Origin of the sequence: Aminobacter sp. P9b (assembly GCF_045345995.1) — a bacterium.
Lineage (GTDB): Bacteria > Pseudomonadota > Alphaproteobacteria > Rhizobiales > Rhizobiaceae > Aminobacter > Aminobacter niigataensis.
The window spans coordinates 2,893,519-2,906,329 of record NZ_CP150082.1 but is presented as its reverse complement, the minus strand read 5'-3'; the positions used below and the strand labels follow the sequence as shown (position 1 = coordinate 2,906,329).

Here is a 12,811-nt window from a genome sequence, read left to right as displayed (position 1 = left end):
TTCTAAACTAGCTTCTAAGAAGACGCGTCCCTCGCGTCAAGGCTGGCAACAGGATTGTTTCATCGGCTTTGCGTCAAGTGGAGTATTCTATGCCAGAGGTCATTTTCACCGGTCCGGCGGGTCGCCTGGAAGGTCGTTACCAGCCGTCCAAGGAAAAGAACGCGCCGATCGCCATCATCCTGCATCCGCACCCCCAGTTCGGCGGCACGATGAACAACAAGATCGTGTACGACCTCTTCTACATGTTCCAGAAGCGCGACTTTACCACGCTGCGCTTCAATTTCCGCGGCATCGGCCGCAGCCAGGGCGAATTCGACCATGGCACGGGCGAGCTTTCGGATGCGGCCGCAGCACTCGACTGGGTGCAGTCGCTGCATCCCGATTCCAAGAGCTGCTGGGTCGCGGGCTATTCCTTCGGCGCGTGGATCGGCATGCAGCTTCTGATGCGCCGGCCGGAGATCGAAGGTTTCATCTCGGTCGCGCCGCAGCCGAACACCTACGACTTCTCGTTCCTGGCGCCCTGCCCGTCGTCGGGCCTGATCATCCATGGCGACGCCGACAAGGTGGCCCCGCCCAAAGACGTGCAGGGTCTGGTCGACAAGCTGCACACGCAAAAGGGCATCACCATCACGCAGAAGACGCTGACGGGTGCCAACCACTTCTTCGGCAACGATCCGGAGATGGTGATCGACGAATGCGCCGAGTATCTCGACCGGCGTCTCGCCGGCGAGCTTTCGGACCCGCGTCCGAAGCGCCTGCGCTAGGAGGAGTTTCGCGCATGTATCAACCTCCGCTGTTTCGCGAGACACGGCTGGACGTTCTGCATGCGCTGATCCGCAGCCATCCGCTCGGCCTTCTGATCTGCAATGGAGCAGAAGGCCCGGTGGCCAATCCGCTGCCGTTCCTGCTCGACGCCGATGTCGGGCCGAACGGCAGGCTGCAGGTGCACCTGGCGCGCGCCAACCCGCAATGGCGGCTGTTGGCCGAAATGCCCGACGTGCCTGTGCTGGTGGTGTTCCAGGGCGTCGAAAGCTACATCACGCCATCCTGGTACGAGACCAAGCGCGAAACCGGCAAGGTGGTGCCGACCTGGAACTACGCAATGGTCCAGGTGCGCGGCACGGTGCGTGTGATCGAGGACAAGGACTGGCTCGCCGGCCAGATCGCCAGGCTCACGGCCACGCACGAAGCCGGCCGGTCGGAACCTTGGCAGGTGACCGATGCACCCCAGGCCTACATCGACGCCCAGATCAGGGGCATTGTCGGGCTTGAGATCGACATTGCCAGCATCGACGGCAAATGGAAGGTCAGCCAGAACAGGCCGCTCGGCGACCGCGTCGGCGTTGCGGAAGGGATCGAGGCCGACCAGGGCGCCGTCGACGAGATGGCACAACTGGTCAGGCAATATGGCGGGCTGACGGACAGCTAAGCCCAGCCTCCGTTCGTCAGAGGCGCCAGAAGGCGCCAGTCAGGCCATGGCCGGAACCTGTGCCATCCGCTTCTTTTCATAAGTCTTGTACGCCAACACCAATGAGAAGAAGAACACGGATACGATTGCCGCGCCGACGGGCAGTTGTGGGACGAATTCCGCCGGAAAGACAAATGGCAGGAACGGGAAGGCGTAGGTTGCAGGGATGCGCGCCTTGAAGAGATGCAGCAAGCCGTAGATCAACGCCAGATCGATGGTGGCGACCACAAACCAGTTCTCAAGCGCCAGAAACAGCACCGTGCCGATCAATGCAGACAGTGTGAGCACAGCCACCTGCTTGAGCGCCATCTTGCGCATATACATCGGCATCTGCAGGGACTCGTAGACCACAACGGTGATCGGCGGAATGATGGCCATGTGCGGATAGCCGGCCAGAACGGTGATGGCGATCCACACCAGATGCATCGCCAGATAGACCAGCATGTATTGGTATTTCACCGGCGCTTCGCGGGGCACACCGCGATTGAGCTTGAACAGCATGACGCCCAGCATCAATGCGAAGGTGGTGACGAAGATGGCGATCAGGAAGGAGTAGTGCGTGGCGTTGGTCACGACAGGCAGGAACCCGGTCGCAAGTGCCGGCGCCAGATTGGTGCGGATGGCCCGCATGGCAACCAGCATCAGGCACAACACCAGCAGGATCTTCACGACGAAGGACTGATCCAGCAGGTTGACTGCAAATCCGATGGTTGCAGTGACGGACGGCACGATTAAGATCTTTTCGGGCTGTCTCAGCCACCCCTTCTCGCGCCAGGCCCAGAGCGCCACCGCCATTGCGGCGATTTCCGGCAGCACGATTTCGGAATCGCCGAAAAAGACAGCAGTAAGCACCATCAGCAGTATGAAACCGAACGCAGCGGCATAGGCGGCCAGCGGCTTGTTATCGTCAGTCATGGGCATGCTTCAGTCACTTCCAGCGCGTTGGTGATCTGCTCGCCTTCGCAAGCCAGATTGGCGCTATACGACCAGCACGCCCTGGAAGGTCAAAGGCGCGTTTTGTCGCTGCCCGCATAAATGTTTTCACCGCATTGAAGAAAGGCTCCGGCCAAGCCGAAACCTTTCTCCTTGCCTCGATCGCGGGCGGCCGGCGGCCGCCCTTCATTTCTATAGGCGCCTCACTTGGCCTTCAGGAACTCGCCGACCTCGAGCAGCACGAACTCGTTGTCGTCCGCCTTGTCGAGGGCGCGGCCGGCCGAGAACGGCAGGTTGTTGTCGTCGCCGACGACGATGTGGGTGTCATCGACCAGATCGACGTTCTCGATGGTGTTGAAGGGCATGTCGTAGAAGCCCTCGCCGCCACCCTGACGCTTCTTGTCGTCGGGGTCGGCGATGTTCATCAGGTCGATGTAGCCGATCTTGCGCACCGCGCCGCCGACATTGGCGTCGGACATCTCGATCTTGTAGATGCGCTTGAACAGGGCCGGATTGGCGAAGCAGTCCGGTTGCGGGTTCTTGGCGTCAGTGCAAGCCTTGGCGGCTGTGCCGGCACCCTGGTCGCGCTCGATGACAAGAGCGGTGGTGGCGTCGATCATGTTGAAGTCACCAATGGCATCGCCGCCGGCGGAGAGCGGGTAGAGCCAGCTGCGGCCGGTCCATTCCTTCTTGGCAACGTCGAATTCGATGACGCGAAGCGCGCGGTTGCCTTCCACCTGCTCCATGGTGCCGTCGTCCTTGAACAGCGCGCCTTCGAGCAGGCCGTAGAGCTTGGAGCCGTCCTTCGACTGCGCAAGGCCCTCATAGCCGCCCGAGCGCTTGAGATTGAAGGCCGGCATCGGCAGCGTCGGGTTGGCCTGGACGGTCAGCGTCGGATGATCGGGCGACTTGACCGGCTTGCCATCGACCACGGTGCCGACGACGTCGGTCAGCTTGCCGTCGAGATCGAACTTGAGCAGGTAGGGGCCGAACTCCTCGCCGACCCAGAAGCCGTCGGCAACCGGCTGGATCGACTCGACGTCGAAGTCGCCGCCGGTGAGGAAGCGCGTGTCGGAGCCTTCGAGCACGATCGGGAACGGCGCCTTGCGGTCGGGATCGGTGAGGAACAGCGTCTTGATGCGGTTCATCGTGCCCTTGTCCCAGTCGAACGAGATGTGGTGCAGCATAAGCGCCGCGTCGGTCGAATTCAGCTTGTTGCCGAAGCCATTGTCCGACAGCGACCAGAACGTGCCGTCGCCGACCGCCTTGATGCCCGAGAAGCCCTGGACGGGCTGGCCGTCGAAGGGCAGCGATAGCCCGGTCAGGCGGACGCCATCCTTGCCGGGGACGGTGCCCAGGCTTTCGGCGCGCTTGCGGTCAGGGGTCGTAAACTTGCCCGAGGTGCGCAGGTGCTCGGGTGCATTTTCGGGCGCTGCGATGATGGTGTTGGCTGGCAGGATCGCGTGACCGGCGAGCGTCGCCTTGAATTCCGTCTCATCCGCGAAGGCGGAAGCGGTGGAGAGCGCGAGAACGGCCGCAGCCAGATAGAGAGAGCGTCGCATGGTGGACCCCGATTGGTTGAAGGAACGCCCTCCAGCTAGGTCCGTGCCATGTCGGGCGGGTGACGCCCCGATGAAACTTTGATGAAGTCTCCCGATCAGGGCTCGGCGCGCTGGCCGCCGGTCACAGGCTCGCGACATCCGGTCGTCGTCGGGAAGGTCAGCGGCTGGCCGAGCGCCGACCTGACCGCAAGATAGGCCCAGGCCTCGGCCTCGGTGGCGTCGCCATTGAGACCGGCGTCCTCGGCGACGATGACTTCCGCCCCCGCCTTTTCCGCGCCTGCCCTGAGATCGCCGACGATGTGCGGGTTCTTGCGGCCGCCGCCGCAGACGATCCAAAGTTTTGGCGGCGCGGGCATATGCGCGACGGATTTCAGGATCGCCTCGGCCGAGACATGGGCCAGCGTGCGGGCGCCGTCGGACAGTTCGAGGCCTTCGGCCAGGGCAAGCGTGAAATCGTTGCGGTCGAGGGATTTGGGCCCGGATTTCCCAAAGAACGGGCTGTCGAGATAGCGCGTGGCCACCTCGGTCACCACGCCGCCCTCACTGGCGATGGTGCCGCCGGCATCGTAGGGAACGCCGCCCTCACGGCTGACCCACTGGTCGATCAGCGTGTTGCCGGGGCCGGTGTCGAAGGCGACCGGGGCGCCTGTTTCCGGCACGTAAGTGATGTTGGAGATGCCGCCGACATTGACGAACACAGCGGGTTTCATCGCGCCATAGGGTTCGGACAGCGAGCGGGCGAGTGCGGCGTGGTAGGCAGGCACCAGCGGCGCCCCCTGCCCGCCATGGGTCATGTCGTTGGCGCGCATGTCATAGACGACGGGGATGCCGGTCTCGCGGGCAAGCAATGCGCCATCGCCAAGCTGGACGGTCACGCCGAGATGTGGCCGGTGCAGCACCGTCTGGCCGTGGAAGCCGATCACATCGGGCTTTTGCCACTCGGCCGGCAGGGAAAGCAGGAAGTCTGAGACCGCTCGTGCGTGGCGCAGCGTGATCTCGCGCTCCAACTCGGCAAGATCGTCGGGGCGGTCCTCGCGGCGGACGATCGCCTTTGCTGTTTCGAGCGAGGCCTCGATGCGACGGCGAAACGCGGCATCATAGGCCACCGCCATCGACGGGCCGAATTCGATGACATTGGCGCCGTCGCTGCGCAGGATGGCGAGGTCGATGCCATCCATCGAGGTGCCGCTCATTAGTCCGATGGCTGTCAGAAGCGCCATGAAGTCCGCCGTCCTTGTGATTCCAAGGCTTCAGATGCTAAAGCCCCAGCTTCGCCGATCCAATGCCGGATCGTCCGATCCAATCGTCCGCCAAGAGAAAGAACCATGTCCGGCTTCAAATCCGATTTCCTGCGCACCCTTTCCGAGCGCGGCTTCATCCACCAGACCTCCGATGACGCCGGCCTCGACGACCTCTTTTGCAAGGAAACCGTGTCTGCCTATATCGGCTTCGATCCGACCGCATCGAGCCTGCATGCCGGCGGCCTGATCCAGATCATGATGCTGTACTGGATGCAGAAGACCGGCCATCGCCCCGTCCCGTTGATGGGTGGCGGCACCGGCATGGTCGGCGACCCGTCCTTCAAGGACGAGGCACGCAAGCTGATGACGCCAGAAATGATCCAGTCGAACATCGACGGCATCAAGCAGGTGTTTTCCAACTACCTGACCTTCGGCGACGGCCCGCGCGATGCGATGATGGTCAACAACGCCGAGTGGCTGTTACCGCTCAACTATCTCGAATTCCTGCGCGACGTCGGCCAGCATTTCTCGGTCAACCGGATGCTGAGCTTCGATTCCGTCAAACAGCGCCTCGACCGCGAGCAGTCGCTGTCGTTCCTCGAATTCAACTACATGATCCTGCAGGCCTACGACTTCGTCGAGCTCAACAAGCGCTACGGCCTGCGCCTGCAGATGGGCGGCTCCGACCAGTGGGGCAACATCGTCAACGGCATCGACCTCGGCCACCGCCTGGGCACGCCGCAGCTCTACGCGCTGACCTCACCGTTGCTGACGACTTCTTCCGGCGCCAAGATGGGCAAGTCGATGAACGGTGCGGTGTGGCTCAACGCCGACATGCTGAGCCCGTATGATTTCTGGCAGTACTGGCGCAACACCGAGGACGCCGATGTCGAGCGCTTCCTGAAGCTCTACACGGCGATGCCGCTCGACGAGATCGCACGGCTCGCTGCCCTCGGCGGTTCCGAGATCAACGACGCCAAGAAGGTGCTGGCGACCGAAGTGACGGCGATGCTGCATGGCCGCGCCGCCGCCGAGCAATCGGCTGAAACGGCGCGGAAAACCTTCGAGGAAGGCGCACTGGCCGAGACGCTGCCGTCGGTGGACGTTGCCGGTGACGAACTGAAGGCCGGCATCGGCCTGCTTGCGCTCGTCGTGCGCGCCGGGCTTGCCACCTCGAACGGCGAAGCACGCCGACACGTCCAGGGCGGTGCCGTCAGGATCAACGACCAGGCGGTCAATGACGAACGCCGCGCCGTTACCACGGCAGACCTGACGCCGGAAGGCGTGGTCAAGCTGTCGCTCGGCAAGAAGAAGCATATCCTGGTGCGCCCGACCTGATCGGGCCGCCCCGCTAGGATACAAAATGGCCGGCATTGCCGGCCATTTTCGTTTGTGGGATTGAAATGCCCGCGGCTCAGTACTCGAAAATGGCGCGGAAGATGCCGGGCGCGATCACCGACAATGGATTGACGTGCAGCTTGGGCGCATTGGCGTCGCCCGACAATTTGTAGGTCACGCCGATCAAGCCGCGGTCGCGGCCATTGCCCAGGATGACGCCGACCAGCGGCAGCTCGCCGAACAGGCGATTGAGGCCGTAGGCCGGCATGAAGGTGCCGGTCATGTTCATTTGCCCCTGCTGGTCATAGAGCACGCCCTGGAAGGTGGTGCCGATCAGCGGCCCGCGCAGCACGCCATTCTCCAGCGCCAGATATTTCTCCCGCTTGTCGATCTGGGCGAAGCCGCGCTCGAACTTGACGCGCGAGGTATCGATGTCCTTGCGCACCGCCTGGTTGAGGCTGCGATTGTCGCCGACAGGCTTGCTGGAAACGATGGAGGCGAGACGCGGTTCGTCAACTACCCAGAACTCTCGCACGTCGACCTGGCCCTTGAGCGGGCCATCGCCGGCCGATTCAAGCGCCAGTGCCAGGCTGCCGCCTTGCATGCGCGGATAGACATCGAGGAAGCGCAGGATGGCACCGGCATCGGCCGAGCGCACATCGAGCCGCCTGCCTTGGCCCTGCAGGACGTTGCTGATGGTTATCAGTCCGCCCGAGTTCGCCGTCGCATTGACCTTGAGCCCACCGACCTTCGACCCTGAACCGGAATATTCGAGCGTCACGTTGGAAAGCTTCTCGCCGCTGAAACCGACTAGCGTCCCGACGTTCGCGGTGACCGACACGGCACCCGTCCCCGCCGATTTGGTAGCAGTGTCGACGTCGGACATGAACTGCTTGATCAGCGCCCGGGCGTCGAGCGAATTGCCGTTCACCTGAACCGCAAACCCCTTGCCGGAGCGCTTGATGCTGACGTCGACATCGTCGCCACGGTTAAGCTGCACCTTGCCGAAGCGCGCGGAGGTCAGGTTGCCATTGGCGAGCGAGACATCGCCGCCGATGCTGAAGGTCTTTCCGGTCAAACGGAAGTCGGACAGCGTCGAGCGCTCGCCGTCGACATCCATCGTGAACGAGACCTTGGCTGGAATGCCCGGCCCCTTGCTCCAGCCGACCCAGGGGAGATCGAGCCGCGCCCCGGTGAGGTCGGCATCGATGTTACGCCTGCCCTGTTCCAGTTGTTCGACGTCTACCTTGATGGTGCCCGAAAGCATGTCCGACAGGCCGGGAACGAGGGCATTGCGTGCCTTGTCGTCGAGCACGAACTGGACGTTGCGCTCCTTGGCGATATCCTTGTCGCGCAGGGGCTCGACGAGGTTCAGTTCGGCAGGAACGCCATTGAGCTTGCCGTTGGCGGCGATGACCGCCTTGTCGGGCGTGACAGTGATCGTGCCTTTCGCGTCCGACAGTTTCTGCCCGTCGAGCGGCTTGGCGACAGACAGGCCGTCATAATTCAACGCCACGGTCCAATCGAGGGTGTCCGTATCGATGCCGCGGGTCAGCGGTATGTCGGCCTTGACGTTGCCGATGACGTCGCCCGTCAATTCCTCCGGCAGGATGCCGACATGACGCATGGCGTTGATCGGCTCGTAGGAGGCAAGTTCGGCAACGGCGTCCGCGCTGCCGGTGACATCGATGTCGAGCGCGCCGATCACCGGCATGACGTTGGCCTTGGCGACCTTCAGCTTGCCGTTGCTCGCCGCCACGGTGCGGCCGCTGGGCATGAACACCGTGCCGGACGACAGCGCGACATCAACGTCGTTGCCATGAAACTCGACGATGCCCCTGGCGTCGCGGATGGGCGGAATGAGGCCAGCGGTATCGAAACGCGCACCGTCGATCTCGAAGCGGCCGAATACTTCCTGCGCAGTGAGAGGTACGCCGTTGCCGAGGCGGTCGGGCTTGACGTCGAACTGCACGTTGCCGTCGACCACACGCCCGCCGAACAGGTTCTGGAGCACCCAAAGCCGGGCGTTACGTGCCGAGAACCACGGCCAAAGCTGCTTCACATGCGCAACCGACATGTCGTGGACATTGAATGCCAGGAAGATCCCCGGCGCCTTGCCCTCGGCGAACTGGACCGAAGCCTTGCCGAGCGCTTCACCGCCAGGGCCGGACTTGACGCCGATCTGCTCGGCAGCCAGCGTCCTGGTCACGATGTCATAGGTGCCGGCAACGCGGGCTAGAAAAGTCAAAGCCGGTTCCGGGGATTCCCCAGGCGCCAGGCGCGATTCGCGGCTCATCAGCTCAAAGCGATAGGCAGGGTTGTCGCCGGCGACGCCCGTGGCCGGCCGCGGGCCCAAGCCGCCGCTGAAATCGAACGTCGAACGGCCGGTGGTAACGAGCAATCGGCGGATATCGAGCTTCTCCAGACCGTCGGCCAGGCGCAGGTCGATGGCAATGTCGCCGACAAGCTGGCCGCGCTGTTCGAGATCGAGCGTAGACTGACCGATCGAGCCTTTGGCGATCAGTTCGGAACCTTCGCCGTTTGTGCCCTCGCGGCCGGTGATGACAAGGTCGGCAGAACCGATCCGGCTGGCCTTGGCGGCAGGTATGTCGGTCTTTCCGGCATAGGGATCGCTCATCGATACGGTGGCATCCAGCACAGCGATGCGATCGGTACCGGCGGCGCGGGCGGCCGAGGCCGAAAGCGCGACACCGCGACCGTCGACGTCGAAATTGGCATCGATTCTCAGCTCGCCGGTTCGCGTCTTGGCCAGCGAGGCATCGACGACGCGAACGACATTGACCTCGCCACCCGACGGCAGCACGAAATCGACATTGGCCAGCGCGATCTCGCGCATCGCGTCGTATTGAACCGCCTCGAAGCCGCGGTGAACGCCCCGGAACGTCTCGTTCAACAGTTTCTGCGGATCGATCAGCCCGTCCGGATTGCGCAGCACGGCGCTCCAGTCGGTACCGCCGCCCTCAGGCATGGCGTCGACGACGATACGGGCCTCGGAAATCTTGGCGGCACCGAGGCGCACGTCGCCCGACAGCAACGGCAAGAGCCGGATGCCAAATCGCATCATACCGGCTTCAGCCATGGCCTTGCCGTCGGCTCGCTTCAGCCGAACATGGGGAACCTCGACGGCAATCAGCCTGAGCCCGTCGAGCGCCAGCCGTACCTGGCCCATCGAAACGTCGACATCGACACCGGCCAGGCCTTCGATCGCCCGCTCCGCCTCGGCGCGCATCCGGTCCTGGCCGACGCCGGAATAGCTGAGGGCTTCAATCGCAATGATGACGAGCAGGACCAGCGAACCAAGCACCGCCACGGCGGCAAGCACGCAATGGCCGGCGCGGCGCCGCAACGAAGGGCGCTCGCGGACCAGCTCCTGGCCGGCAGCCGAAGGCATTGCGCCGAGATCGGTGATCTCGTCGCGCCTGAACCGGATTTTCTCGTGCCGGGGCACTTCCTGAACCACGCGATGTCCCGTAGTCGTTTCGGTCGTGGACGAATCCAAGTCCGGCATTATTAACCTGACATCCTTGCGAGCTCACTCGTAACTTCAAACAAGGGTATCGATATGTCTGATCTCGAGACCGGCCAAACCGCCCCGCAATTTGCTCTGCCGCGCGACGGTGGCGGTATTCTGACGCTTTCCGACTTCGCCGGCAAACCGGTTGTCCTCTATTTCTATCCCAAGGACGATACGAGCGGCTGCACGGCACAGGCGATCGATTTCAGCCAGCTCAAGCCGCAGTTCGAAAAGGCTGGAGCGGTGGTCATCGGCATGTCGCCCGACAGCGCCAAGAAACACGACAAATTCAAGGCCAAGTATGAAATTGGCATCGACCTTGTCGCCGACGAGGAGCGAAAGGCGCTCGAGGCCTATGGCGTGTGGACCGAAAAGAGCATGTATGGCCGCAAATATATGGGTGTCGAGCGTTCGACCTTCCTGATCGGCGCCGACGGCAAGATCGCGCGCATCTGGCGCAAGGTGAAGGTACCGGGCCATGCCGCAGAGGTTCTCGAGGCTGTGAAGGCGCTGTAGCGAAAATCGCCGGCTGCGGAACCGATCCCTTCTCCCTGCGTTGCAGACAGGACGTAATCGACGGGAGAAACAAGATGTTCCGCAGCATCATTCTTTGGATGATCGGTATTCCGATCCCAATCATCATCCTGCTTTGGCTCTTCCTGCGCTGAAGTAAATGATTCTCAGGCGCCAATGTTTTGCAAGCCTTTAGAAGGCCAGCATCACGGCATATGAACCAACCTACTGTATTTTCAAATCTGACAATAAGCCCGCCCTGCTCATGCAGGCGGGCTTTCGTTTTCTTGAGCCGAAAACCCGGCCGGCCCGGCATCAGGCGCGCAAAGCTTTGTTAACCCTAATAATGTGTAATCGGATGGTCGCTGTCTCGTTATGAGAGTTCGGTCCGGTGAAACCAGAAAATCAGGCGGCCGTTTTCGGCAGGCGCAAAGAACCCCACACGGTCATCATCGCGCGCGGCAACGAGATCCGGCATTTTACCGTGCGCCCATGGGTCGCTGCCGCCGCAGGCTCGGCTTTGGCCGCTGTCGCGATCGGCTACCTCCTTGCGACCTCCTATCTTGTGCTGCGCGACGACCTCATCGGCGCCGCCACGGCCCGCCAGGCGCGCATGCAGCACGCCTATGAAGACAGGATCTCGGCGCTCCGCGCCCAGGTCGACCGCATCACCAGCCGGCAGTTGCTCGACCAGCAACTGATGGAGACGAAGGTCAGCGAGTTGTTGGCGCGGCAGTCGCAGCTCAGCGAACGAAACGGGCGCCTGGGGCCAGTCCTGGAACGGGCCACGGCAGTGGCGGAGCCAGCAGCGCCGGCCAAGACACCGGACGAACGCGCCAGCCTGAACGGCAAGACGATCGAAGCAGCCGGCGCGGTGACCCTTGCCGCCAGCAGCGACGCGATGCGTCCCTTCTCCTTCTGGTCGACCAGATCGATCACACCCGACAGCGAAAGCCGCGCCGACCGCGCAGACAAGCTGTTTGTCGCCATCAACAAGTCGCTACGCAGCATCGAGGACGAGCAAGTCGCGCGCATCGGTACGCTGGCAGAAAATGCCTATCAGACGGCCGACGTCATTTCCGAAGCGCTGGAGGGAGCCGGGCTGCCGGTCGATGCCGGTCTTGGACAGTCGGGCGTCGGCGGCCCGCTCGTCGCGCTCGACAATCCGATGGCATTCGACAGCAAGGTCAAGGAACTCGACGAAGCGCTCGATACGCTCGACCGAATCAAGACGCAGGCGCGCAAGCTGCCACTCGCCAACCCTGCCCCCGGCCATTCCATCTCAAGCAGATTCGGCGTCCGCAAGGATCCACTGATCGGCATGCCGGCGCTGCATTCGGGCATGGACTTCCGCGCACCCTTCGGCTTTCCGGCGCGTGCAACGGCCGCCGGCGTCGTTACCAAGGCCGGCTGGAATGGCGGCTATGGCCGGATGGTCGAGATCGACCATGGCGGCGGCTTCGTCACGCGCTACGCACATCTGAGCAAGGTACTGGTGGCGCCCGACCAGACGGTCGTGGCGGGCGACGAGGTCGGAGAGGTCGGCAGCAGCGGCCGCTCGACCGGGCCGCACCTGCACTACGAGGTACGCCGCGGCGGCGATGCCATCGATCCGCTGCGCTTCATCAAGGCGGGCAAGAAGCTCGGCCAGTATCTCTGACGCGAGCGCGCGAATCGGAAGCGATTCTCGAAGCAGGCCAACCATAGGGACAGCAAAGCTGCATCGGGCGCGGCCCGGAGGGGCAGCGCCCTGTCCCGACCAGATCGATGGTTTTTGGCAGCAGTGATTCGCAGTTGAAGCGCGAAAAGGCAGCAGCAGATAGGCTTGCGCGCAACATCAACCCAGCACAACCGCAAAAAGGTCGACCAGGAACACAACGAATACAAAAATTGAAACGTGGCTGGGAGAAAGACTTGAAACTGGAGCAGTCTACAAGAGCTAAGCTCTTGAAAAACTGGCGCGAGTGACGGGGCTCGAACCCGCGACCTCCGGCGTGACAGGCCGGCACTCTAACCGACTGAGCTACACCCGCGCTCTGGACGTTGCGCTGGGCGCCGCGTCGTTGGCGGTGAATTACGGCGTTCGTTGTTAGGTGTCAAGCGACATCGAAGAGATAATCGACAATCTTCGCCGTCTATTTTTCAAGGCACCGGAAACCCGGCTTCGGCGCACACTTGCCTGCCGTTGCGGCATGCATTTCAACTTGCAGATCAACAATGA

Annotated in this window: 10 protein-coding genes and 1 tRNA gene; 6 read left to right on the top strand and 5 right to left on the bottom strand. The window is 62.8% G+C overall.

All coding sequences use genetic code 11. From position 1 onward, the window contains the following. Positions 1-89: 89 nt before the first annotated feature. Positions 90-764, top strand: a complete 675-nt coding sequence (locus WHT83_RS14240; protein ID WP_108608424.1) for an alpha/beta hydrolase — start codon at positions 90-92, stop codon at positions 762-764. Positions 765-778: 14 nt separating this feature from the next. Further along, positions 779-1,429 carry an FMN-binding negative transcriptional regulator gene (locus tag WHT83_RS14235; protein ID WP_406871525.1) on the top strand — a complete coding sequence of 217 codons (651 nt, stop codon included), beginning with the start codon at positions 779-781 and terminating at the stop codon, positions 1,427-1,429. Positions 1,430-1,468: 39 nt separating this feature from the next. On the opposite strand, the gene WHT83_RS14230 is transcribed toward WHT83_RS14235, so the two are convergent. The 3 genes from WHT83_RS14230 to WHT83_RS14220 form a co-directional block, all read right to left on the bottom strand. Beyond that, complete coding sequence (locus WHT83_RS14230) at positions 1,469-2,383, bottom strand: hypothetical protein (protein ID WP_406871524.1); 915 nt, start codon at positions 2,381-2,383, stop codon at positions 1,469-1,471. Between the two features lie 221 nt (positions 2,384-2,604). Next, positions 2,605-3,963 (bottom strand): esterase-like activity of phytase family protein, encoded by a 1,359-nt coding sequence (locus WHT83_RS14225; RefSeq protein ID WP_406871523.1) that lies wholly within the window; start codon positions 3,961-3,963, stop codon positions 2,605-2,607. Positions 3,964-4,058: 95 nt separating this feature from the next. After that, a complete protein-coding gene (locus WHT83_RS14220; protein WP_406871522.1) occupies positions 4,059-5,183 on the bottom strand; it encodes an anhydro-N-acetylmuramic acid kinase in 1,125 nt (374 codons plus the stop codon). A gap of 105 nt (positions 5,184-5,288) precedes the next feature. Here WHT83_RS14220 and tyrS point away from each other — a divergent pair, with 105 nt between their 5' ends. Continuing rightward, positions 5,289-6,542, top strand: a complete 1,254-nt coding sequence (tyrS, locus tag WHT83_RS14215) for a tyrosine--tRNA ligase (protein ID WP_406871521.1) — start codon at positions 5,289-5,291, stop codon at positions 6,540-6,542. Positions 6,543-6,618: 76 nt separating this feature from the next. On the opposite strand, the gene WHT83_RS14210 is transcribed toward tyrS, so the two are convergent. Continuing rightward, entirely contained in the window at positions 6,619-10,023 is a 3,405-nt protein-coding gene (locus WHT83_RS14210; protein WP_406871520.1) for a DUF3971 domain-containing protein, read from the bottom strand. A gap of 102 nt (positions 10,024-10,125) precedes the next feature. On the opposite strand from WHT83_RS14210, the gene bcp reads away from it, so the two are divergent. From bcp to WHT83_RS14195, 3 genes are all read left to right on the top strand, one after another. After that, positions 10,126-10,593, top strand: a complete 468-nt coding sequence (gene bcp, locus WHT83_RS14205; protein WP_406871519.1) for a thioredoxin-dependent thiol peroxidase — start codon at positions 10,126-10,128, stop codon at positions 10,591-10,593. A gap of 388 nt (positions 10,594-10,981) precedes the next feature. Then, positions 10,982-12,250 (top strand): peptidoglycan DD-metalloendopeptidase family protein, encoded by a 1,269-nt coding sequence (locus WHT83_RS14200; protein ID WP_406871518.1) that lies wholly within the window; start codon positions 10,982-10,984, stop codon positions 12,248-12,250. Positions 12,251-12,357: 107 nt separating this feature from the next. Next, positions 12,358-12,558 (top strand): hypothetical protein, encoded by a 201-nt coding sequence (locus WHT83_RS14195; protein ID WP_406871517.1) that lies wholly within the window; start codon positions 12,358-12,360, stop codon positions 12,556-12,558. Here the strand turns inward: WHT83_RS14195 and WHT83_RS14190 are convergent. Beyond that, positions 12,547-12,623 (bottom strand) — tRNA-Asp (locus WHT83_RS14190). The genes WHT83_RS14195 and WHT83_RS14190 overlap by 12 nt on opposite strands. Positions 12,624-12,811 lie beyond the last annotated feature (188 nt).